Consider the following 21,238-nt stretch of genomic DNA (forward strand, 5'->3'; position numbering starts at 1 on the left):
GTCAGTAAGGCACGACCGCGGTCAGGTCCGCGAGCCGGTCCCGGGCCACCGCCCGCCGTCGCTCGTACTCCAGGGTCTCGGCCTCGAGTTCGCCGAGCTGACGTTGGAGATCTTTGATCTCCTCCAGCAGCGTCCGCCGGTCGTCCTTGGAGGTCCCGTCCCCCACCAGTCGCCGCTCCCGGCTGGAAACCTCTTCATGGACGCGCTCCATCCGGCGCTCGTTGGCACGAATGGCGGAGCCGAGACGGCTGACCTCACGCTGGTGCTCGTGGACCCGCCGGCCGAGGTCATAGCCATCCAGAAAGGCCCCCTCCAGCCGCGGGGGACAGACCCCTTCGTAGTCCCTGCCGCGGCGGCCCACCTCGTAACCCCTGGCGGGCGTACAGAACTGGGCCAGCCCCTCCCGGTGTCCCCGGCGATAGGCGGCCAGATCGGGGGTGATACCGAACTCCGCGCAGGCGGAGCGATGGCTGCCCACCTGGGATGGCGGTTCGCCCGCGGCGCCGTCCTCAAGGCCGATGATATGCCAGTCCGCGAAGCGGCATTCGGATTCGTCGAGGGTGGCACAGCCGGCCAGGACAACGACGGCCAGCAGGGCCCACAACCTGAGCGCGGGCGGGCGGGGAAAAATCGGATCGGGGCGCGGCGTGGTCATGGGGGGAAGGATAATGCATATGGGGCGGGTTGTCGGACTGAAGTCCGACCTACAGTCCGACCTACAGCCCGACCTACAGAGACACCACCACCGTCTGTTCCTGCGGCACCCGTGTAGGTCGGGATTCATCCCGACATCAAACCCCACCGCATGCACCACGGGCCGGATCGGAACCCCTATCCTTAGGTGTCGGGATAAATCCCGACCTACATCCGTACCAGAGGAATGGGTGGTTGGGGGGTATTTGTAGATCGGGCTTCAGCCCGACAGCTTGCCATCAGGGCCGCCATGGCCCCGGCATCCGGGTTCCAGACTACGCCGCGCTCGGTGACGATGGCATCGATGAGGGCCGCGGGGGTGATGTCGAAGGCGGGATTGCGGGCACCGGCACCGGCGGGGGCGATGGGCTGTCCCGCCATGGCCAGCACCTCGCCGGCCGGGCGTTCCTCGATGGGGATATCGTCCCCCGTGGCGATGGCCATGTCCACCGTGGAGGTGGGGGCCACCACCATGAAACGCACGCCGTGGTAGCGGGCGTTCACCGCCAGGCCGTAGGTGCCGATCTTGTTGGCCACGTCGCCGTTGGCGGCGATGCGGTCGGAGCCGGTGATGGCCCAGGTGATACCGCCGCCCTTCATGATGTGGGCGGCCGCGCCGTCGGCGATGAGTTCCACGGGAATGCGGTCCTTCACCAGCTCCCATGCCGTGAGGCGCGCCCCCTGAAGCCAGGGCCGGGTCTCATCGGCATACACCGAGGTGATGCGCCCGGCCGCGAAACCGCTGCGGATGACGCCCAGCGCCGTGCCGTAGCCCCCGGTGGCCAGGGAGCCCGTGTTGCAGTGGGTGATGACCCTGCCGGTGGTGTCCATGAGGGCCGCCCCCAGTTCCCCCATGGCCCGGTTGGCGGCGATGTCCTCCTCGTGGATGGCCCGGGCCTCGGCCTCCAGGGCCGGCTCCGGGTCTCCTTCAATGGCGGCCATAGCGGCACGCATGCGGCGCACCGCCCAGGCCAGGTTCACCGCCGTGGGCCGGGCCGTCTCCAGGCGCTCGAGGTCGGCCTCCATCTCCCGTCGCCAGTCCGTGGGCCTGACCGCAAAGGCGCGGCAGGCCGCCAACACCACGCCGTAGGCCGCGGTGATGCCGATGGCGGGCGCGCCCCGTACTACCATGGTGCGGATGGCCTCGGCCACCTCGTCGGCCTCGCTGTACTGAATGATGATCTCTTCAGCAGGCAGTCGCCGCTGGTCGAGCAGGTAGAGGAGGCCGTCGCGCCAGATGATGGCGCGCACGGAGTCGGCGCCGGGGTCATGGGTGATGGGATCAGGGGCCATGGGATCAGGCACGGCTCAGGGGCGGGTGCCGCGAGGCTCGTGGTAGGAGAACTCCCGCACCACCCCATGCTTGTCGAAGGACAGCACTTGGTAGGCCTCGGGGTTCGGCCCCTCCATGCCGGGCGAACCGATGGGCATGCCCGGCACGGCGAGGCCCCTGACGTCGGGCCGTTCCTCGAGCAGCCGCATCACGTCGGCGGCGGGGACGTGGCCCTCGATGAGATAGCCATCCACCACGGCGGTGTGGCAGGCCTCCAGTTGTCGGGGGATGTTGAAGCGATCGAATCCGTGTTCCATGTCCAGCACCTTCTCCGCCTGCACCTCGAAGCCGTTGGCCTTGAGGTGCCGCATCCACAGGGAACAGCAGCCGCAGCTGGGGTGGCGGTAAACGGTGATGGGCGGCAGGGCCTCCGCCGACTGCAGGTCGCTGCAGCCGGGGGTGGCGATGACGGCCAGGACCAGAAGCAGGAGGGGAGTCAGGAATCGTGGGAGCATCGATGGAGACCTCGGTGGCGCGGTGGAGATGGATGATGAGCATAGAGTGAATAGTGAATAGTGAATGGTGAATAGTCGAGCCTCGCTCAGTGGTTGCTTTTACCATTCACTATTCACTATTCACTATTCACTGAATTGCACTATTCACTGCATTTCACCATTCACTGAATTGCACCATTCACTAACGCCCCCTACTCCCCCCCCTTTCCATACCCCAATCGCCGGGCCGCGGCCTCTATGCCGCCCAGTTCGCCATCCAGGTCCGTGTCGTCGCAGGCGCAGTCCGGGCCGAGGGGGATGCCGGGCTCGGGGGCCATGTCCAGCTTCTCCTCCACGGGCATGAGGTCGAACATGAACTCGTTGGGATCGATGAAGCCGCAGGCTCGCAGGTCGCCGAGGGTGCGGGCGTGGCGCAGGGAATCGAGGAACAGGGCCCGATCGGCAGCGGCTGCGTGGCGGCCGTAGGCGGCGAACCGGGTCCAGCTGAACCACAGCAGCCCCGCGCCCGCCAGTCCGGCGGCCAGCACCGGAACCAGGCCGCCGGCGCCAGCCGCGAACGCCATGCCGCCGCCGCCCACCAACAGGCCGCCCGCCGCCAGGCCGGCAACCGCCTGCCATCGCGCCTGCCGCACGGCCGCCGCGCGGCGCCCATGCTCGGGCGAGCGGCGGATATCCGCCATCACTGCATCGAAATCCCGCACATCAACCCCCTCTGAACCAGTAACGTGAAAGTTGCGAAGCACGATCTGCCCCTCTCCCTCTGGGACAAATCCGTCGGGAACGGATTTGAACGCGCCCTGGCGCGGCCTGCAAGGCGAAGGGCAGGATGCCCGGAGTACAGGGATGGGGTGAGGGAACGAACATGGCGATACGCATTCCTCTTTCATCATTTCGGGCGGCGCGTATCGCCATGAGAGTTAATTCCTCATGTTTGCACCAGTATCCGCCAGGCCACCAGCCCCAGGGCCACCATCACCAGCACCACCACCAGGGGCAGCCACAGCCGCCATACCAGGCGCCGCTTTGCCCGCTCGTCCCGTTCGTGCTCCTCCACCAGTTCGCCGAGTTCCCGCAGGGCGCGACGCCCCACCGCCTTGCGGATGCCGCGTCGCTTGATGGCCTCCACCTCGGCCGCGCTCTGGGGCCGGTCCGGGGAGGCCTGGGAATGCCCGCCGTTCATGGTTTCTTATGACACTTCCACCGCCGTTTTGCTTCATCCATACTGCATCGATGCCCGAAATGACCGCCGATACCGCCATCCTGGCACCCTGGATCATCCCGGTGGAGCCGGACGACCGCGTGCTGGAGGACCATGCCCTGCTGATCCGCGACGGCCGTATCGTCGACCTGGTGGCACGCTCCCGCCTCGACGGCTATACGGTACACGAGCGCGTGGAGCTTGCCGACCATGCCCTCATCCCCGGGCTGGTGAACGCCCACGGCCACGCCGCCATGACCCTGTTCCGCGGCCTCGCCGACGACCTGCCCATGATGCACTGGCTCACGGAGCACATCTGGCCCGCCGAGGGGCGCTGGATAGACGAGGCCTTCGTGCGTGACGGCACCCGGCTGGCCGTAGCCGAGATGTTGCGGGGCGGCACCACCTGCTTCAACGACATGTACTTCTTCCCCGATGCCACCGCCGCGGTAGCGGCGGAGGCGGGCATGCGGGCGGTGGTGGGGCTCATCATGGTGGATATGCCCACCGCCTGGGCGCGCGACGCCGACGAGTACCTGTCCAAGGGCACCGCGCTGCACGACCGGCTGCGGGACGAGCCCTTGGTGCATACCGCCTTCTCCCCCCACGCCCCGTACTCCGTCTCCGACGGTCCCCTGGAGCGCATCCGCGTCCTCGCCGAGGAACTGGACATCCCCATCCACATGCATGTCCACGAGTCCCCCGAGGAACTGGCCCACAGCCTCAAACACTACGGCTGCCGCCCCCTGGAGCGCCTGGAACGCCTGGGACTGCTCACGCCGCGCCTGATGGCGGTACACATGACCCACCTGGAGCCCGACGAGATCGCCCGCGTCGCCAACTGCGGGGCCAGCGTGGTGCACTGCCCCGAGTCCAACCTCAAGCTGGCCAGCGGCTTCTGCCCGGTGCACGCCCTGGCCGCGGCCGGGGTGAACCTGGCGCTCGGCACCGACGGCGCCGCCAGCAACAACGATCTGGACATGTTCGCCGAGATGCGCACCGCCGCCCTGCTGGCCAAGGGCGTGGCCGGGGATCCCACCGCCCTGCCCGCCCATGCCGCCCTGCGCATGGCCACCCTGGCGGGCGCCCGGGCCCTCGGCCTGGAGGACATCACCGGCTCCCTCATAGCGGGCAAGGCGGCGGACGTGACGGCGGTCCACCTCGGCGCCGTGGAGACCCAACCGGTCTACTCTCCCGTATCCCAACTGGTCTACGCCGCGGGCCGCCACCAGGTCAGCGACGTGTGGGTGGCGGGAAGACGGGTGTTGAAGGACCGCCTCCTCACCACCCTCGACACCCGGGACGCCATCGTGAAGGCCGCAGCCTGGCGCGATAAGATCCACACATTCGATGCCAAGGAGCCTCAGTCAGCCTGACCGCCATGAACGACTATCACCACAACGCCGATCCCGTCGAGTTGGAGAAGTTCTCCGCCCTCGCCTCCCGCTGGTGGGACCCCACCAGCGAGTTCAAGACCCTCCATGACATCAACCCGTTGCGCCTCGGCTACGTGGAGCGCTTCGCCCCCCTGGCGGGCAGCACCGTGGTGGACGTGGGCTGCGGCGGCGGCGTGCTGGCGGAGGCCATGGCCCGAGTCGGGGCCACCGTCACCGGCATCGACCTGGCCGCCCCCAGCCTCGACGTGGCCCGGCTGCACGCCATGGAGTCGGACCTGGAACTGGAATACCTGCACACCTCCGCCGAGGCCCTGGCCGACGAGCGGCCCGGCACCTTCGACGTGGTCACCTGCATGGAGATGCTGGAGCACGTACCGGACCCCGCCAGCACCGTGGCCGCGTGCGCGCGGCTGGTGAAACTCGGGGGCCATGTGATCCTGTCCACCCTCAACCGCAACCCCAAGAGCTACCTGTTCGCGGTGGTGGGCGCCGAGTACCTGCTGCAGATGCTGCCCCGGGGCACCCATGACTACGCCCGCTTTATCCGGCCCTCGGAGCTGGAGGCCTGGACGCGGGCCGCCGGCCTCACCCTGGACGACCTCACCGGCCTCAGCTACAACCCCCTGACGAAGCAGTACCGGCTGGGGCGGGACATCTCGGTAAACTACCTGGCCCACGCCCGGCGTGACTGAACCCGTGGGCACGGTGCTGTTCGATCTGGACGGCACCCTGCTCGACACCGCCCCGGACCTCGGCGCCGCCCTGAACCGCCTGCTGGCGGACATGGGCCGGGCGCCCCTGCCCCTGGAGCAGATCCGGCCCCACGTCTCCCATGGCGCCAGGGCCCTGCTGCGCCTCGGCCTGGGGCTGGAGCCGGGTGACCCCGGCTATGATGACCACCGGGCCCGGCTCCTGGACCATTACGTCAACGATATCGCCACCCACAGCCGCCTGTTTCCCGGCATGGAGCAGGTGCTGGAGCACATGGCCGCCCACGGCATAACCTGGGGGGTGGTGACCAACAAGCCGGGCTGGCTCACCGGGCCCCTGATGGACGCCCTGGACCTCACGCGCCACGCCGCCTGCATCGTCAGCGGCGACACCACGGCACACCCCAAGCCCCATCCCGCCCCCCTGCTCCACGCCTGCCGGACGGCCGGCACGCCCCCCGCACGCTGCCTGTTCGTGGGGGACGCCGAGCGCGACCTGGTGGCCGGGCGGGCCGCCGGCATCCCCACCCTGGTAGCCCTGTTCGGCTACATAGACGCCGGGGAATCCCCCCATACCTGGGGCGCCGACGGCTACCTGGAAGGCCCCCTGGACCTGCTGCGGTGGCTGTAGGGGGACCCGCGGGCGACGCGGAAGGCGACCTGCGCCACTGCGAGGCCATGGCCCGCAGCCACTACGAGAACTTCCCCGTGGCCTCCCTGGCCCTGCCGCGGCGCATCCGCCGCCCGGTGGCGGTGATCTACGCCTACTCCCGCACCGTGGACGACCTCGCCGACGAGGGTGACCTCGGGGACACCGAGCGCCTCGACCGCCTGGCGGCCACGGCGGACGACCTGGAGCGCGCCCTGGCCGGGGAGCCGGTAACCAGCCCCGTGCTGCGGGCCACGGCCCGGGTGATCCGGGATTTCCACCTGCCCACCCGTCCCTTTCATCACCTCGTCAGCGCCTTCACCCAGGACGTGGTGAAGAAACGCTACGAGGACTTCCCCGAACTCATGGACTACTGCCGACGCTCCGCCAATCCCGTGGGCCGCCTGTTGCTCCATCTCACGGCCAACGACAGCCTTCGCAATCTGATCGACTCGGACCACATCTGCAGTGCCCTGCAGCTCATCAACTTCCTCCAGGACCTGGAGCAGGACCTCCACGAGCTCGGGCGCATCTACCTGCCACGGGACGAGATGGAGTCCTTCGGGGTCACGGAGGGCCACCTGTGGAACCGTATCAGCGACGAGGCCATGGTGGACCTCTACCGCTTCCAGGTGCGCCGCGCGCGGGACCTGCTGCTGGAAGGCGCACCCCTGGGCGCGCGCCTCGGCGGCATGTTCGGGGTGGAGATTAGGACCATCGTGACCGGCGGCCTCGCCGTGCTGGACCGCATGGAGACCCTGGAAAACGACGTCTTCGCGCGGCCCCGCCTGAGCCGCGGCGACCGCCTGCGCATCCTGTGGCGCGGAATCAGCGGCACCCGCGGCCGCGGCCGCGCCACCATGCCCGGGACGTGACGCCGGCGGCATTCTGGTAACCTGGGGCCCTACCCCGCCACCGTGGTCCCGCCATGTCCCGCCTCGCCGCCTACCTCGCCCTCTGGCCCGTGCTCGCCGTCATCGGCGTCGCCAACGGCATCCTGCGCGAGGCCACCTTCGGGCCGCACCTCACGGAGATCCATGCCCACCAGCTCTCCACCCTGCTGCTGATGGCCCTGTGCGCCATCGCGGTGTGGCTGTTCGCGCGCCGGGAGGCCCCGCTATCGTTCGAGGAGGCCCTGACCGTCGGCCTCGCCTGGCTGGTCCTCACCGTGGCCTTCGAGTTCACCTTCGGGCGCCTGGTGGCCGGCCATTCCTGGCACCACCTGTTGCAGAACTACGACCTCGCCAACGGCCGCCTATGGCCCCTGTTCCTGGGGTGGCTGGCCCTCCTGCCCTGGCTGATGGGCCGCTGATGGCCGGCGCCTGTCCATCGCGGGCGGCATCCGGCATCATAGGCGCAGCCCCCGCCACCCCTTGCCCATGACCCCCGACCAGTACTGCCAGCAGAAGGCCGCCCGCAGCGGCTCCAGCTTCTACTACAGCTTCCTGTTCCTACCGCCCGAGCGCCGGCGCGCCATCATCGCCCTCTACGCCTTCTGCCGCGAAGTGGACGACGTGGTGGACGAGTGCAGCGACGCCGCCCTGGCCCGCACCAAGCTGGCCTGGTGGCGGCAGGAGGTAGAACGGATCTTCGCAGGCGGGGCCCAGCACCCCGTGGCCGTGGCCCTGGCCCATACCGTGGAGCACTTCGACATCACCGCCGGCCAGCTCCACGAGGTCATCGACGGCATGGAGATGGACCTGGAACAGTCCCACTACGAGACCTTCGGCGAACTCGCCCTCTACTGTCACCGGGTGGCCGGCGTGGTCGGCCTGATGTCGGCGGAGCTGTTCGGCTACCGCAATCACCAGACCCAGAAGTACGCCCACAACCTGGGCCTCGCCTTTCAGCTCACCAATATCCTGCGGGACGTGCGGGAGGACGCCATGCGGGGCCGGGTCTACCTGCCGGCCGAGGAGCTGGCCCGCTTCGACGTGAACCCCGACGGCCTGCGCCGCGGCCAGGCCGGCCCCGGGGCCATCGAACTCTTCCGCTTCCAGGCGGACCGCGCCGAAAGCTACTACACAAGGGCCCTGGAGCTGTTGCCGGAGGAGGACCGTTACGCCCAGCGCAGCGGCATCATCATGGCGGCCATCTACCGTGCCACCCTGGAGGAGATCCGCCGCGACGGCTTCGCCCTCCTGGACCATCGGGTCTCCCTCACCCCCCTGCGCAAGCTGTGGATCGCCTGGCGTACCGCCAACGCCGAGAGGCGCCGCCAGCGCCGCTACCTGCGGGGCCGGCCCCAGGTGGAGTCCCGCTGACCCAGGAAGCGCGAGATGGACTGCCGGCCCGCGGCAACGGACTGATGCCGCTGCTAGTGGTGGGTGCCGGCTGGGCCGGGCTGTCCTGTGCCGTGGAACTCGCGCGCATTGGCCACGAGGTGACGGTGCTGGAGGCCGCCGCCGAGGTGGGCGGCCGGGCGCGCCGGCTGGAGGTCAATGGCATGCCCCTGGACAACGGCCAGCACCTGCTGCTGGGGGCCTACGCCCATACCCTGGCCATGATGGAGACCGTGGGCGTCGACCCGGCCGAGGCCTTCCTGCGCCTGCCCCTGGGGTTGCGGGTGCTGGAGCGCGACGGCCCCGTCGTGGCCCTGCGCGCGGGCCCCCTGCCGGCCCCCCTCCACCTCGCCTGGGGCCTGGCCACCTGTGAAGGTCTGTCCATCAAGGAGCGGCTCGGTGCCCTGGGCCTGGCGGTGCGCGGCTTCTCGAGGCCGCCGACCGCCGCCCGCGACTGTACCGTGGCCCAGTGGCTCGACGGCCAGCCGCCGCGGGTGCGCCGCACCCTGTGGGAGCCTATGTGCCTGGCCGCCCTCAACACCCCGGTGGAGCAGGCCTCCGCGGCGGTGTTCCTGCGGGTCCTGGCAGACGCCTTCCACCACCGGCGGCGGGATGCGGACCTGCTCATCCCCCGCGGGGATCTTGGCGGCCTGCTGCCACGACCGGCCCGGGCCTTCATCGACGCCCACGGCGGCCAGGTTCTCACGGGCCGCCGGGTCACGGGGCTGGTGCAGGAGGCGGGCCGTATCGCCGGCGTCGCCACCAGCGCGGGCGTGCTGCGCGCCCGCCACGTGGTGGTGGCCACCGCCCACCATGGCGCGGCGCGGCTGCTGGCACCCCTGCCCGGCGGCGCCGCGCTGGCGGCGGACCTGCGGCGCCTGGGCCACCAGCCCATCTGCACCGTCTACCTCCAGTACCACCCCGCCACCCGCCTGGGCTTCCCCATGGTGGGCCTGGCCGGGGGCATCGCCCAGTGGGTGTTCGACCGCGCCGCCGACGGGCGCCGGGGGCTGATGGCGGTGGTGGTCTCCGCCGCGGGCCCCCACATGGCCCTGGATCGGGACACCCTGGCGGCGCGGGTCCAGGCCGAGCTGGCCCACCATTTCCCGGCCTGGCCGCCCCCCCTCTGGAGCCGGGTGATCCGGGAACGCCGCGCCACCTTCGCCTGCCGCGCGGGGGAACAGGACCTGCGCCCGCCGCACCGCGGCCCCCTGCCGGGGCTGTGGCTGGCGGGGGACTATACCCGCACGCCCTATCCCGCCACCCTCGAAGGGGCGGTGATGAGCGGGCTACAATGCGCGCGGGAAATCCATCACCACACCGAGGCCCCCCCTTGAACAACCAAGACCCACGGCGCTACCAGGCGCCGCCGCACCTGCTGGCGGATCGTGTCATCCTGGTCACCGGTGCCGGTGGCGGCATCGGCCGGGAGGCCGCCCTCGCCTACGCCCGCCACGGCGCCAGCGTGGTCCTGCTGGACCGCTCCGTGCCCGGGCTGGAAGGGGCCTACGACGACATCGAGGCCGCCGGCGGACCCCAACCGGCCATCTACCCCATGGATCTCCTGGGGGCCACGCCCGACGACTACGCCGACCTGGCCGCCAATCTGACGTCCAACTTCGGTCGCCTCGACGGCCTGTTGTCCAACGCCGCCGTCCTCGGCGACCTCACCCCCATCGACCACTATCCCCCCGAGACCTGGGCCCAGGTGCTCCATATCAACCTCAATGCCCCCTTCCTGCTCATTCAAGCCCTGCTGCCCCTGCTGCGCCGGGCCCCGGACGCCGCCATCCTCCTCACCACCGCCGCAGTGGGCGCCCGGGGCCGCGCCTACTGGGGTGCCTACGCGGCGGCCAACGCCGGGCTCGAGAACCTGGGCCAGGTGCTCGCCCATGAGTTGGAGGACACCACCGTGCGGGTCAACGCCATCGACCCCGGCCCCGTACGCACGGCCCTGCGCAAGCGCGCCTACCCGGGCGAGAACCCGGCCCACCTGGCCCTGCCCGCGGACATCATGCCCGCATACCTGTTCCTCATGGGGGCGGATAGCATGGGCATCACAGGACTACGCCACCTCGCCCAGGACGCCTGAATGGCGTACCTCCCCGAGGGTCGATGAGCGGGACCACCACTCCTACCGACCGCCGCCCCCGCGAGTCGGGGCCAACCACCCGTCATACCGGGCCCGACCCGGTATCCAGGGGCCGGTGGCAGCACGAACGACCCCGCCCCCCAAAGCGCACCGCGTCACCACCCGCCGCAGGAACGGTGGCGGCAGTTTGCTGCCGCCCGGCGGCAATCGAGGAACGTCAAAACTTTGACCATCGCGCCCCGCGCAACGAAGAACAGAGTTTAACTTATTGTAAATAAAGGATTATCACCATCCTCTTTGGTTGGCACGCTATTCGCTAGGAGTACCGCGAGGCTTGCAGAAGCCTCCGACTTTTCTCCATTGCCTTCTGACCATGGACGTCCTTTTTTTTCGCGCGGTCACGCGCCGGCAATAGCGTGCTCACGAGCCAGCAAGAGGCGGTATCATGCAACTGAACGCGATATGGGATGTGATGGATGATGGCGGCGCCATGACAAACGATGTCCCCGAGGTGCCGGAGTCGCCCCGGCGGGCCGTGGTGGGCAACGACGACCTGCTGCGCCTGACCCAAACCCTGCAGACCACGCTCAATGTTCAGCGGCTGCTGGAGCTCTTCACCCAGGAATGCGCGAAGGTGATCCCCTTCGATGGCCTCGGCTTCGTCAACGAGGCCGACGGCATGCAACTCCTCATCGGCACCACTGCACGCCACTCCTGCGGCTACCGCCTGTCCCTGGAGACGGAATGCCTGGGCGAGATCACCTTCAGCCGCGCCATCCCCTTCACCACACGGGAGACCATGGCTCTCGACTTCCTCGGCAGCCACCTGCTCTACCCCCTGCGCAACGCCCAACTGTATCAGCGGGCGCTGCTGGTGGCGGCCAAGGATCCCCTCACGGGGGCCTTCAACCGCGCCACCCTGGAGCAGAGTCTGCACCGTGATACCAGCCTGGCGAAACGCCACGGCACCCCCTTCTCCGTGATCATGCTGGACCTGGACCACTTCAAGGATATCAACGACCGCCATGGCCACATGACCGGCGATTGCGTGCTGAAGTCGGCGGCCCGCCTGTTCCAGGAATGCGTGCGCGATAGCGACACCCTGTTCCGCTTCGGCGGCGAGGAGTTCACCATCCTCCTCAGCAACAGCGACCGCGAGGGGGCCCGCCAACTGGCGGAGCGCATACGGGGCTTGCTGGCCGGGCGCACCATCCACTGCGACGGCCATGACATCCAGATCACGGTGAGCGCCGGGGTGGCCCAATGGTCCGGCGACGAATCCCCGGACCGGGTGCTGCTGCGGGCCGACCAGGCCCTGTACGCAGCCAAAGACCAGAGCCGCAACCGGGTGGCCCTGGCGCCCTGAATGCGTCCCGGGGCGCCAATGGACCGCGGTGGCCCCGGTCCTACATCAGCAGGACCATCAGCCCCACCACCACCAGGATCACCACGATAACCACCCCCTTGGCGATGATGAGGTTGCGCAGGAAGGCCTTGTCCGCCGGCCCCGGGTCGGTATTTCGCGTCTCTTCATGCTCGTTTTCCATATCTCCGCACCTCAGGTCCGCGTTGCATCAACCCGATAGTTGATTCATCAATTCGGCCTCGTCGATGACCTTTACCCCGAGGGCCTCCGCCCTGGCCAGCTTGGAACCCGCCTCGCGGCCCGCCACCACGTAGTCCGTCTTCTTCGACACGCTGCCCGTCACCTTGGCGCCCCGGGCCTGCAACCGCTCCTTGGCCTCTTCCCGGGTCAGGGCATCCAGGGTCCCCGTGAGCACGTAGGTGAGGCCCGCCAGGGAGCGCGCGGCGGCGGGCGGCGGGCGGGGCGTCTCCCAGCGGATGCGGGCCCGCCGCCGCAGCTTGACGATGACCTCGCGGTTATGGCGCTCGCCGAAGAAGGCGACGATGTGGCGGGACACCACCGGCCCGATACCCTCCACCAGGGCCCGCTCCTGGTAATGGATATCCTCGGGCGCCGCCTGGCGCAGGGCCACCAGGTCCGGGAAGGCCGCGGCCAGGCGCCCCGTGTTGCCGGCATTAAGCCCCCGTATCGGCAGGGCCGCGAGCCACGCCGCCCAGTCGCCGCTCGCCTGTGCCCTGGGATGAGCCGCCAGGTGAGCCACCAGGTTCTCGGCCGTGGTCGGGCCGATGCCCTTGACGCCCGTGCGCTGGATGAAATCCCCCTCCCGCGCCTTCATGAGGCGATGGAGCCGCGGGAAGCCCGCCGCCAGGGCCTGGGCGGTGGCCTCCCCGACCTCGCGGATACCGAGGGCGTAGAGGAAGCGGGGGAAGGTAGTGTGTCTGCTCTTCTCCAGGGCCTCCAGCAGATTGCGGGCCGACTTCTCGGCCATGCGCTCCAGGCCCTCGAGCTGCTCCAGGGTCAGCTCGTAGAGATCGGCCGGGTCGTGCACCAGCCCGCGCTCCACCAGCTGTTCCACCAGCTTGTCCCCCAGGCCCTCGATGTCCAGCGCCCGGCGGCTGGCGAAGTGGCGGATGGCCTCCCGACGCTGGGCGCCGCAGAACAGGCCGCCGGTGCAGCGCGCCACCACCTCGCCCTCCACCCGCACCACGTCCGAACCGCACACCGGACAGGTGGCGGGCAGCACGGGCTTCGGCGGGTCGCCCTTACGACGCTCGGTGATCACCTTCACCACCTCGGGGATGACGTCGCCGGCCCGGCGCACCACCACCGTGTCGCCCTCGCGGATGTCCTTGCGCGCCACCTCGTCCATGTTGTGCAGGGTGGCGTTGCTCACGGTGACGCCGCCCACGAACACGGGCTCCAGCCGCGCCACCGGGGTGACGGCGCCGGTGCGGCCGACGCTGAACCAGATCTCCCGCACCGTGGTGAGTTCCTCCTGGGCAGGAAACTTGTGGGCCAGGGCCCAGCGCGGGGCACGGGCCACGAAGCCCAAGGTCTCGCGCTGGGCGAGGTCGTTCACCTTGTACACCACGCCGTCGATCTCGTAGGGCAGCTCGTGGCGGCGCTCGCCGATGTCGCGGTAGTAATCCAGGCAGCCGGCGAGACCATGGACGATGCGCACCTCCGGCGACAGGGGCAGGCCCCATGCCCGCAGGCGCTCGAGGATGGCGTAGTGGGTGCCGGGCAGCTCCCCGTCTTCCACCAGGCCGGTGCCGTAGCAGAAAAAGTCGAGGGGGCGGCGGGCGGTGATGCGGGGATCGAGCTGGCGCAGGCTGCCGGCGGCGGCGTTTCTGGGGTTGGCGAAGGTCTTGCCGACTTCCTCGGCCTCCCGGGCGTTGAGGCGCTCCAGGCCATCCAGGGTCATGAACACCTCGCCCCGCACCTCCATCAGGCGTGGCCAGCCTTCGCCCCGCAGTTGCAGAGGGATGGCGCGGATGGTGCGGACGTTATGGGTCACGTCCTCGCCTCGGGTGCCGTCGCCCCGGGTGGCGCCCCGCTCGAGGCGGCCGTCCCGATAGGTGAGGCTCACGGCCAGGCCGTCCAGCTTGGTCTCGGCCACATATTCCACCTCCTCGACGCCCAACTCCTTGCGCACGCGGCGATCGAAGTCCGCCACCTCCTCCTCTTCAAAGGCGTTGCCCAGGGACAACATGGGCAGGCCGTGCACCGCCTCCTCGAAGGCGGATATGGGCTGGGCCCCCACCCGCTGGGTGGGCGACTCGGGGGTCACCAGCTCAGGGTACTCGGCCTCCAGGTCCTCGAGTTCCCGCATCAGGCGGTCGTACTCGGCGTCCGGGACCTCCGGATCGTCCAGCACGTAGTAGCGATAGTTGTGGTAGTCGATGGCCTCGCGCAGCTCGGCGGCACGCCGTTCGGCCTTCACGGGCACGCTCATGGGCCTAACTCTCATGGCGGTACGCGCCGCCCGAGATATGAAAGAGGAGCGCGTATCACCATGCTCGTTCCCTCACCCCATCCCTGTACTCCGGGCATCCTGCCCTTCGCCCTGCGGGCCGCGCCAGGGCGCGTTCAAATCCGTTCCCGACGGATTTGTCCCAGAGGGAGAGGGGGAGAGCATGCTTCGCGACTTTCACGTTAGTCTGACAGGTAGTATTCCACCGTGGACACCACCCGCACCTTCTTGATGTGGGGGTTGTTGCGGTCCCGCGGGCTGATGGAGAACTGGCCCTGGGAGGCGCGGCGGATCTTGCCCAGCCGGCTCGCGGAGTCGGCGGCGAACTTCTCCGCCACCTCGCGGGCCTTGGTGGTGGCCTCCTCGATCATCTCGGGCTTGACCTCGTTCAGGCGCGTGAACAAATATTCGGGCTGGGTGTCGTAGTTGCCGCCCGAGAACACGATGCCCTGGCGGCCGAGATCGGACAGGCCCTTCATCATATCGCGCACCTCCCTCACCCTGCCGGAGTACACGGTGACGCTCTGCTGGGCGCTGTAACGGAACTCCGCCCGCGGCCCGCCGCCATACTGCTGGGCCGACTTGTCGTTGATCACCGGCGGCGTGACCGACACCTCGCTGTCCTCCAGGCCGCGGGCCGCCAGGAAGGCGCGGATCTTGCTCGAACTCTCGTCCAGGGAGGTATACAGGGCCTGCAGGTCGTTGCCGGCGTCGGTGTACTGGATGGGCCAGATGACGACGTCGGCCGGATACTCCCGTTCCGACAGGCCCTTGACGGTGACGCTGCGCTCCAACAGCTTGACGTCGACGGCCGCGCGGCCGGCCTGCCAGCCCAGCACGGCCAGGCCCAGGAACAGGAAGGCCCCGAGGACGAAGGCGCTACCGACGTTTCGCTTTTCCACCTTAGAATCTCCCGGCCACTGCGGCCAACGGTTAATGTACCCCACGCCCGACGCCCGGGGACAGGCGGGCCCGACGGATCCTAAACGGGGTCGGGATGGAGCGCCACGCGCCGGCCCCCACCACTCAGGGAACACGACCATGGACACCACGAAGATAGTCATCGGCGGCTCGAACAGCGGCCAGGTGATGCTGGCCATCTCCGAGTTCGGTGTGGGCGAGGCCATCGCCAAGTTCGTGGCCCGCGGCGTCGGCTCGAGTATCGGCCGCCAGATCGGCGCCCGGCTGGTGCGCGGGCTCCTCGGCTCCCTCCTGGGCGGGCGGCGCTGAGGACAGCATGGTGGAGCCATGCCCCGCCCCCGCCGGCCCCAGAAACCCCGCCTGCCCCTGACATGACCGGCCTCGAACTCCTGCCCGTCTTCCTCGCGGCCCTCAACGTCGCCATGGTGTTGATAGGCGTCTACAACGTCCTGTACCACCCGCGGGAGCCGCGGGCCATGCTGGCGTGGATACTGCTGTTCCTGCTGCTACCCGTGGTCGGCGTGGTGCTGTTCTTCCTCATGAGCGACCCCAAGCGCCGGCGCAACCGCCGCCGCCTGGCGCGCCATCGCCAGCGCCTCAACCCCACCCTGTGGCGGGTGCTCCACGAGGCCCAGCGGGACTTCTCTCCCCAGGCCGGCCCCCATGAGCTGCCTTCGGCCCTCATCAAGTTCGTGCGCCTCGCCACCCGCATCAACGACCGCGAGCCCCCCACCATCGGCAACGCGGTGGAGATCTATCACGACCGTGCCGCCGACTCCTGGCGTGCCCTCCTGAACGCCGTAGCCGGGGCCCGCCACCACGTCCACGTGGAATATTTCATCTTTCGCGCCGACACCACGGGCCGGAAGCTGGCGGCGCTGCTCCTGGAGAAGGCCCGGGAGGGCGTGAAATGCCGGCTGCTGCTCGACTTCATGGGCTCCTGGCGTTTTCCCGCCGGCCTAGCCCGGGAGCTGCGCGCCGGCGGCGTGGAGGTGGTGTACTACATGCCGCCCCTGCCGTGGCTGGGCAAGCGCTGGCGGCTGCGGGTCAACCTGCGCAATCATCGCAAGATCGCCGTCATCGACGGCCGCGTCGCCTTCACGGGCAGCCAGAACATCGGCGACGAGTACCTCGATGCCAGCCACCCCCTGGGGACCCGCATCGACACCCAGCTGCGCATCACCGGCCCGGCAGTCTACAAGTTCCAGGAGGTGTTCATCGAGGACTGGCATCTGTCCACCGGCGAGGACCTGTTCGCCGAGGCCTACTTCCCGCCACCCGCCACCGCCGATGGGCCGGGGGAGATCGTGCAGGTGATCCCCTCGGGCCCCGATTACGACACCCGCATCATGCATCATCTGCTCATCGCCGCCATCGCCGCCGCCGAGGACTCGGTGTGCATCGCCACCCCCTATTTCGTGCCCGACACCACCATGGTCCTGACCCTCGAGGCCGCCGCCTTCCGCGGCGTCAGGATCCGCATCCTGGTACCGGCACATTCCGACCATGTCATCGCCCTGTGGGCGGGCCGCAGCTACTACGAGGAGATGGTGAATGCCGGAGTCGGGATCTACGAGCACGTCGGCAGCTTTCTCCACTCCAAGGTGGCGATCATCGACGAGCACTGGGCCATGGTGGGCTCCGCCAACATGGACGAGCGCAGCTTCCGCCTCAATTTCGAGATCACCACCGTGCTCTACTCCACCGGCGCCGTGACCGAACTGCAGCAGGCCTTCGAGGGTCTGTTCGCTACTGCCAGCCCGCTGCAAAACCCGGCGCCAAGAACCCGTCTCGAGCGCCTCAGGCTCGGCCTCGCCCGGCTGTTCGGGCCCATCTATTGATGGTCGGCGCCCGCCGGGACGTTGCACCGGCCCGGCCCCCATGTTCTACCCTGAAGGTGAGGACCAACGGACAACGAGGAGGCCCACCATGACCCTCACCCTGCACTCCCCGGCCTTCGGCCACGAAGACGAAATCCCGCGCCGTTACACCTGCGAAGGCGAGGACATCTCCCCGGCCCTGGAGTGGACGGGCGTGCCCGGCGGGGCCCGTAGCCTCGCCCTCATCGTGGACGACCCGGACGCCCCGGACCCCGCGGCGCCGCGCATGACCTTCGTCCACTGGGTGCTCTACAACCTGCCCCCCGACAGCCAGAGCCTGCCCGAGGCCTGTACCGCCGCCCTGCTGCCACCCGGCACGGGAGATGGCCTGAACGACTGGCAGCGCAGCGGCTACGGCGGCCCCTGCCCACCTATCGGGCGGCACCGCTATTTCTTCAAGCTCTACGCCCTGGATCGGCGCCTGGAAGGCCTCGAAGCGCCCACCAAGGAGGAGTTGCTGCGGGCCATGGAGGGCGCGGTGCTCGCCCGGGGCGAACTCATGGCCACCTACGAAAAGGGAGATTAAGGCCCGGTAAAATCCGGGGCCGCGCCCTCAGGCGTCGAGGAGTTCCCGCACCCGCCGCGCCAGGTCCGCCATCATGTAGCGCTTGTTCAAGATCTCGTCGCCGTCGGGGTGCAAACCGGCGGAGTGGGACAGGGCGTCGAAGGAGTATCCCGAGGTATACAGGACCCGCATCCCGGGCTTGAGGGCCCGGGCCTCGCGGCCGACGTCGAAGCCGGTCATCCCCCCCGGCATGATGACGTCGGTGAACACCAGGTTCACGGGGGAGCGGGCCAGGACCCGCAGGGCCGAGGCGCCATCCACGGCCTCGAGTATTTCATACCCCAGGTCCCGCAGATAGCAGGCCACGGTGTCCCGCAGGTTGTCGTCGTCCTCCACCACCAGGATGGTCTCGCCACCACCGCTGACGGCACCCTCGGCGGGAGCGGTCTCCCGGGCCTCCGTCTCGCCCCTGAAGCGCGGAAAGTAGAGCTTGAGGGTGGTGCCGAGGCCGACCTCGCTGTAGATATTGACGCCCCCGCCGGACTGCTTGACGAAGCCGTAGACCTGGCTGAGACCGAGGCCCGTACCCTTGCCCGTGTCCTTGGTGGTGAAGAAGGGTTCGAAGGCCCGGGCCTGCTCCGTCTCGGTCATGCCCTTGCCGTCGTCGCTCACCGTGACCGCCACGTAGTCCCCCGGCTCCATGCCCTCGTAGGAGCGGGTGTAATTGTCATCGAGATGTACGTTGGCCGTCTCGATGACCAGGGAACCACCATCGGCCATGGCGTCGCTGGCATTGACCGCCAGATTGATGAGGGCATTCTCGGCCTGGCCAGGGTCGATGGAGACGGGCCACAGGTCCTCCGCGGGCTCGAGCCGGAGGTCGATGGACTCGCTCAGGGTGCGTTTAAGAAGCTCCCAGGTACCCGTCACCAGCGCGTTGAAATCCGTAACCTCCGGCTCCAGGTGCTGGCGGCTGGCGACGGCCAGCAGCCGGCGGGTCAGCTCGGAGCCCCGCCGCACGGCGTCGATGGCGACCCGCAGGCGGGAGAGCACCTGCTCCTGCAGCGGCGATTTGTCGCGCTCCAGATAGCGCTCCGCCAGTTGCAGATTGCCCAGCATCACGCTCAACAGGTTGTTGAAATCGTGGGCCACCCCTCCCGTGAGCTGGCCCAGAGCCTGGATGCGTTCCACCTGGCGCTTCCGATCCTCCACGGCCTTGAGCTCCGTGACCTCCCGCAATACGCCGGTGACGGCCATGGGTCTGGCCTCGCGATCCACGCTGAGGGCAATGCGCACGTCGAACCACCGGTAATCCGCCTCCCCCCGGGGCCGCAGCCGGCCCTCCACCCATGCGGGACCGCCGTGGTCGATGGCCTGCCGGAAGGTCGCCAGGATCCCTTCCAGGTCCTCCGGGTGGACCAGGGACTGCCACAGGGCCGGGTCGTTCACCAGCTCGTCCGGCCCGTAGTGCAGGATGGGTTCCACTACCGGGCTGACGTAGGTGATGGCGAAGGTCGCCGGGTCCAGGCTGAAGAGCACGTCGGGGATGGCCGCCACCAGGCCCTGGAGGGTGGCCTCCTGGGCCTCCAGGCGGCGCTGGCTCTCCGCCACCTCGAGATACTTCTTGTAGAGCTTGTCGGACAGCCGCGCGCCGGTGCGGCGGTCCAGATCGTCCTCGTCCAGGCCGCCGCCGGGCACGTGGGCCGGGGCCGGGCCCTCGGCCAGGACCTCGTCCAGGGCCTCCAGCAACTCGTCCGGCGGCATGGGCTTCAGCAGGAAACGGGAGGCCCCCAGGTCCATGGCCAGCCTGGCGTCCTCGCCATCCACGAAGGTCCCGGTGTAGAAGACGAAGGGGATGTCCCGCAGCCGCGGGTCCCGGTTCAGGGCGCGCCGCAGGCCGAAGCCGTCCATGTTGGGCATGAGGATGTCGGAGATGATGAGGTCGGGCAGCCAGTCGCCGGCCTTCCCGAGGGCCTCGACCCCGTCCCTGACCACGGCCACATCGTGGCCGCGGGCGGTCAGGGCCGCCTCGACTATCAGCCGGGAACTCTCGTCGTCGTCGGCACAGAGTATCTACATCCGTGCCGTAGGAACGGGCGGAGGGATGTCTCTGTAGGTCGGGATTCATCCCGACATTACCGCTCCGATTCTGTCGGCTGCCAAGAGCAGCCGACCTACGCCTCTGTCCTTCTCCCCAGGGAAAATGGGAAAGGGGAACGGGGAAAAGATTACCACCCGTGCGTCCGCTCTGCTGACGCCGAAACGGTGGATTAGCTGCGCCTTTTCGAACTGCCACTCCTCCCTGACCTTCTTCCTTTTCGCGCCTTTCGCGACTTTCGTAGTTACCGCTTTTGTTTTTTTAATAACCCTGACCTTCTCCCTTTTCGCGTCTTTCGCGGTTACGCTTTTAGTAGGTCGGGATTCATCCCGACATCCCAAGCCCAGCCGGGATCACCAATCCAGTTTCATCTGCACGCCCACGGCCGGAGCGGGCTCCAGGGAGCCATCGTCATCGAAGAGGGCGTCGCCTTTGCCTCCATGGCGCCATCCCCGGCCACGCCCCAACTCGCTGGGTCGGCCATAGTGCATGCGCCAGGACATCCCCTCGCCCGTCACAAGCTCTGAATGCAGATGTTCGGTGATGCCCCGCAGTGGGCTGCCAAGGAATTGCAGCAGCGGATCCGGGCCGTCAGCGGCGCTCGCATCCGGGTCCGTCAGAAGCTGCGGATCCGTGGCCACGGCGGCATCGGACTCGAATACCACCGGGGCCAGGGTCCGATACCAGGGGCCGCTACCAGCCCCAGGGGTCACATCCGACCCTTTGATGGCCTCGGCCAGCAACCGCGACAGGCTGGCGAGGGCGGGGCGCGGATCCCACGGCGCCGGGGCTGCGTGCGCTTCGGCCACTCCCCCGGGGGCCTTGAGTTCCGCTCGCGTGCCGGCCTCGGCGTTGGCCACCCTCACGCCACCATCCAGACCCAGGAACAAGCCGTCCTCCACCCCGTGGTCGGGGTCGCCGTCAGCCGCGACCGCCCCTGGGGATACGGCCACCACCAACAGCATCAGAGTCCACGCCAAGCCGAGGGACAGGCGCCAGTTGAGCGATCGGAAGGGCAACATGGCCGTAAGAATAGCACCGGATCTCGGAAATGCCGCCCCTGTCACACTCCAAGCACAGGCCGTTCTGGACCTTCGCGGCGGCAAGGGCTATCCGCCCCGGAGTGCTCCCGCCACGGGCAGGAACACGACCGGGGCATATACCCTCGTTTCCCTGCCCCCGGCCC

General features: G+C 68.9%; 22 protein-coding genes. 12 read left to right on the forward strand and 10 right to left on the reverse strand.

Annotated features, from left to right (window positions below; all coding sequences use genetic code 11):
- Position 1 precedes the first annotated feature (1 nt).
- The 5 genes from U5S82_23350 to U5S82_23370 all read right to left on the reverse strand — a co-directional run bounded on the left by U5S82_23350 (position 2) and on the right by U5S82_23370 (position 3,661).
- A complete protein-coding gene (locus tag U5S82_23350) occupies positions 2–655 on the reverse strand; it encodes a DUF2799 domain-containing protein (protein MDZ7754502.1) in 654 nt (217 codons plus the stop codon).
- A gap of 206 nt (positions 656–861) precedes the next feature.
- Positions 862–1,986, reverse strand: coding sequence for an S-methyl-5-thioribose-1-phosphate isomerase (gene mtnA, locus U5S82_23355; protein MDZ7754503.1), 1,125 nt, complete (start codon positions 1,984–1,986; stop codon positions 862–864).
- A gap of 15 nt (positions 1,987–2,001) precedes the next feature.
- Positions 2,002–2,481 carry a DUF411 domain-containing protein gene (locus U5S82_23360; GenBank protein MDZ7754504.1) on the reverse strand — a complete coding sequence of 160 codons (480 nt, stop codon included), beginning with the start codon at positions 2,479–2,481 and terminating at the stop codon, positions 2,002–2,004.
- 191 nt (positions 2,482–2,672) lie between these two features.
- On the reverse strand, positions 2,673–3,182 hold the full coding sequence (locus tag U5S82_23365) for a hypothetical protein (GenBank protein MDZ7754505.1): 510 nt from the start codon (positions 3,180–3,182) through the stop codon (positions 2,673–2,675).
- A gap of 224 nt (positions 3,183–3,406) precedes the next feature.
- A complete protein-coding gene (locus U5S82_23370) occupies positions 3,407–3,661 on the reverse strand; it encodes a hypothetical protein (protein MDZ7754506.1) in 255 nt (84 codons plus the stop codon).
- Positions 3,662–3,720: 59 nt separating this feature from the next.
- Between U5S82_23370 and U5S82_23375 the strand changes: the two genes are divergently transcribed.
- The 9 genes from U5S82_23375 (at position 3,721) to U5S82_23415 (ending at position 12,175) form a co-directional block, all read left to right on the forward strand.
- Positions 3,721–5,055 (forward strand): TRZ/ATZ family hydrolase, encoded by a 1,335-nt coding sequence (locus U5S82_23375; protein ID MDZ7754507.1) that lies wholly within the window; start codon positions 3,721–3,723, stop codon positions 5,053–5,055.
- A 5-nt stretch (positions 5,056–5,060) separates the two neighbouring features.
- Complete coding sequence (gene ubiG / locus U5S82_23380; protein MDZ7754508.1) at positions 5,061–5,768, forward strand: bifunctional 2-polyprenyl-6-hydroxyphenol methylase/3-demethylubiquinol 3-O-methyltransferase UbiG; 708 nt, start codon at positions 5,061–5,063, stop codon at positions 5,766–5,768.
- Complete coding sequence (gene gph, locus U5S82_23385) at positions 5,761–6,417, forward strand: phosphoglycolate phosphatase (protein MDZ7754509.1); 657 nt, start codon at positions 5,761–5,763, stop codon at positions 6,415–6,417. Before ubiG ends, gph begins: the two co-directional genes overlap by 8 nt.
- On the forward strand, positions 6,408–7,310 hold the full coding sequence (hpnC, locus tag U5S82_23390; protein MDZ7754510.1) for a squalene synthase HpnC: 903 nt from the start codon (positions 6,408–6,410) through the stop codon (positions 7,308–7,310). Before gph ends, hpnC begins: the two co-directional genes overlap by 10 nt.
- Positions 7,311–7,363: 53 nt before the next feature.
- Positions 7,364–7,747, forward strand: coding sequence for a hypothetical protein (locus tag U5S82_23395; protein ID MDZ7754511.1), 384 nt, complete (start codon positions 7,364–7,366; stop codon positions 7,745–7,747).
- A 67-nt stretch (positions 7,748–7,814) separates the two neighbouring features.
- Positions 7,815–8,699 (forward strand): presqualene diphosphate synthase HpnD, encoded by an 885-nt coding sequence (gene hpnD / locus U5S82_23400; protein ID MDZ7754512.1) that lies wholly within the window; start codon positions 7,815–7,817, stop codon positions 8,697–8,699.
- Between the two features lie 44 nt (positions 8,700–8,743).
- Entirely contained in the window at positions 8,744–10,054 is a 1,311-nt protein-coding gene (hpnE, locus tag U5S82_23405; GenBank protein ID MDZ7754513.1) for a hydroxysqualene dehydroxylase HpnE, read from the forward strand.
- Complete coding sequence (locus tag U5S82_23410; protein ID MDZ7754514.1) at positions 10,051–10,809, forward strand: YciK family oxidoreductase; 759 nt, start codon at positions 10,051–10,053, stop codon at positions 10,807–10,809. Before hpnE ends, U5S82_23410 begins: the two co-directional genes overlap by 4 nt.
- A gap of 445 nt (positions 10,810–11,254) precedes the next feature.
- Positions 11,255–12,175, forward strand: a complete 921-nt coding sequence (locus tag U5S82_23415) for a GGDEF domain-containing protein (GenBank protein ID MDZ7754515.1) — start codon at positions 11,255–11,257, stop codon at positions 12,173–12,175.
- 40 nt (positions 12,176–12,215) lie between these two features.
- Here U5S82_23415 and U5S82_23420 read toward each other — a convergent pair whose 3' ends face one another.
- The 3 genes from U5S82_23420 to U5S82_23430 form a co-directional block, all read right to left on the reverse strand.
- On the reverse strand, positions 12,216–12,356 hold the full coding sequence (locus tag U5S82_23420) for a hypothetical protein (GenBank protein ID MDZ7754516.1): 141 nt from the start codon (positions 12,354–12,356) through the stop codon (positions 12,216–12,218).
- Between the two features lie 27 nt (positions 12,357–12,383).
- On the reverse strand, positions 12,384–14,630 hold the full coding sequence (gene ligA / locus U5S82_23425; protein MDZ7754517.1) for an NAD-dependent DNA ligase LigA: 2,247 nt from the start codon (positions 14,628–14,630) through the stop codon (positions 12,384–12,386).
- 200 nt (positions 14,631–14,830) lie between these two features.
- Complete coding sequence (locus tag U5S82_23430) at positions 14,831–15,550, reverse strand: SIMPL domain-containing protein (GenBank protein MDZ7754518.1); 720 nt, start codon at positions 15,548–15,550, stop codon at positions 14,831–14,833.
- Positions 15,551–15,689: 139 nt separating this feature from the next.
- Between U5S82_23430 and U5S82_23435 the strand changes: the two genes are divergently transcribed.
- From U5S82_23435 to U5S82_23445, 3 genes are all read left to right on the forward strand, one after another.
- Entirely contained in the window at positions 15,690–15,878 is a 189-nt protein-coding gene (locus tag U5S82_23435; GenBank protein ID MDZ7754519.1) for a hypothetical protein, read from the forward strand.
- A 62-nt stretch (positions 15,879–15,940) separates the two neighbouring features.
- Positions 15,941–17,410, forward strand: coding sequence for a cardiolipin synthase (cls, locus tag U5S82_23440; GenBank protein MDZ7754520.1), 1,470 nt, complete (start codon positions 15,941–15,943; stop codon positions 17,408–17,410).
- A gap of 88 nt (positions 17,411–17,498) precedes the next feature.
- Positions 17,499–17,975, forward strand: a complete 477-nt coding sequence (locus U5S82_23445) for a YbhB/YbcL family Raf kinase inhibitor-like protein (protein MDZ7754521.1) — start codon at positions 17,499–17,501, stop codon at positions 17,973–17,975.
- A 27-nt stretch (positions 17,976–18,002) separates the two neighbouring features.
- Here the strand turns inward: U5S82_23445 and U5S82_23450 are convergent, their stop codons facing one another.
- A complete protein-coding gene (locus U5S82_23450; GenBank protein MDZ7754522.1) occupies positions 18,003–20,027 on the reverse strand; it encodes a response regulator in 2,025 nt (674 codons plus the stop codon).
- A gap of 378 nt (positions 20,028–20,405) precedes the next feature.
- Complete coding sequence (locus tag U5S82_23455; protein MDZ7754523.1) at positions 20,406–21,074, reverse strand: hypothetical protein; 669 nt, start codon at positions 21,072–21,074, stop codon at positions 20,406–20,408.
- Positions 21,075–21,238 lie beyond the last annotated feature (164 nt).

Source organism: Gammaproteobacteria bacterium, from assembly GCA_034522055.1.
GTDB lineage: Bacteria > Pseudomonadota > Gammaproteobacteria > JAABTG01 > JAABTG01 > JAABTG01.

Coding starts and splice junctions, on each gene's coding strand:
- U5S82_23350 (MDZ7754502.1), bottom strand. CDS start 655: ATGACCACGCCGCGCCCCGATCCGATTTTTCCCCGCCCGCCCGCGCTC.
- mtnA (MDZ7754503.1), bottom strand. CDS start 1,986: ATGGCCCCTGATCCCATCACCCATGACCCCGGCGCCGACTCCGTGCGC.
- U5S82_23360 (MDZ7754504.1), bottom strand. CDS start 2,481: ATGCTCCCACGATTCCTGACTCCCCTCCTGCTTCTGGTCCTGGCCGTC.
- U5S82_23370 (MDZ7754506.1), bottom strand. CDS start 3,661: ATGAACGGCGGGCATTCCCAGGCCTCCCCGGACCGGCCCCAGAGCGCG.
- U5S82_23375 (MDZ7754507.1), top strand. CDS start 3,721: ATGACCGCCGATACCGCCATCCTGGCACCCTGGATCATCCCGGTGGAG.
- ubiG (MDZ7754508.1), top strand. CDS start 5,061: ATGAACGACTATCACCACAACGCCGATCCCGTCGAGTTGGAGAAGTTC.
- U5S82_23395 (MDZ7754511.1), top strand. CDS start 7,364: ATGTCCCGCCTCGCCGCCTACCTCGCCCTCTGGCCCGTGCTCGCCGTC.
- hpnD (MDZ7754512.1), top strand. CDS start 7,815: ATGACCCCCGACCAGTACTGCCAGCAGAAGGCCGCCCGCAGCGGCTCC.
- hpnE (MDZ7754513.1), top strand. CDS start 8,744: ATGCCGCTGCTAGTGGTGGGTGCCGGCTGGGCCGGGCTGTCCTGTGCC.
- U5S82_23415 (MDZ7754515.1), top strand. CDS start 11,255: ATGCAACTGAACGCGATATGGGATGTGATGGATGATGGCGGCGCCATG.
- U5S82_23420 (MDZ7754516.1), bottom strand. CDS start 12,356: ATGGAAAACGAGCATGAAGAGACGCGAAATACCGACCCGGGGCCGGCG.
- ligA (MDZ7754517.1), bottom strand. CDS start 14,630: ATGAGCGTGCCCGTGAAGGCCGAACGGCGTGCCGCCGAGCTGCGCGAG.
- U5S82_23435 (MDZ7754519.1), top strand. CDS start 15,690: ATGGACACCACGAAGATAGTCATCGGCGGCTCGAACAGCGGCCAGGTG.
- cls (MDZ7754520.1), top strand. CDS start 15,941: ATGACCGGCCTCGAACTCCTGCCCGTCTTCCTCGCGGCCCTCAACGTC.
- U5S82_23445 (MDZ7754521.1), top strand. CDS start 17,499: ATGACCCTCACCCTGCACTCCCCGGCCTTCGGCCACGAAGACGAAATC.
- U5S82_23455 (MDZ7754523.1), bottom strand. CDS start 21,074: ATGTTGCCCTTCCGATCGCTCAACTGGCGCCTGTCCCTCGGCTTGGCG.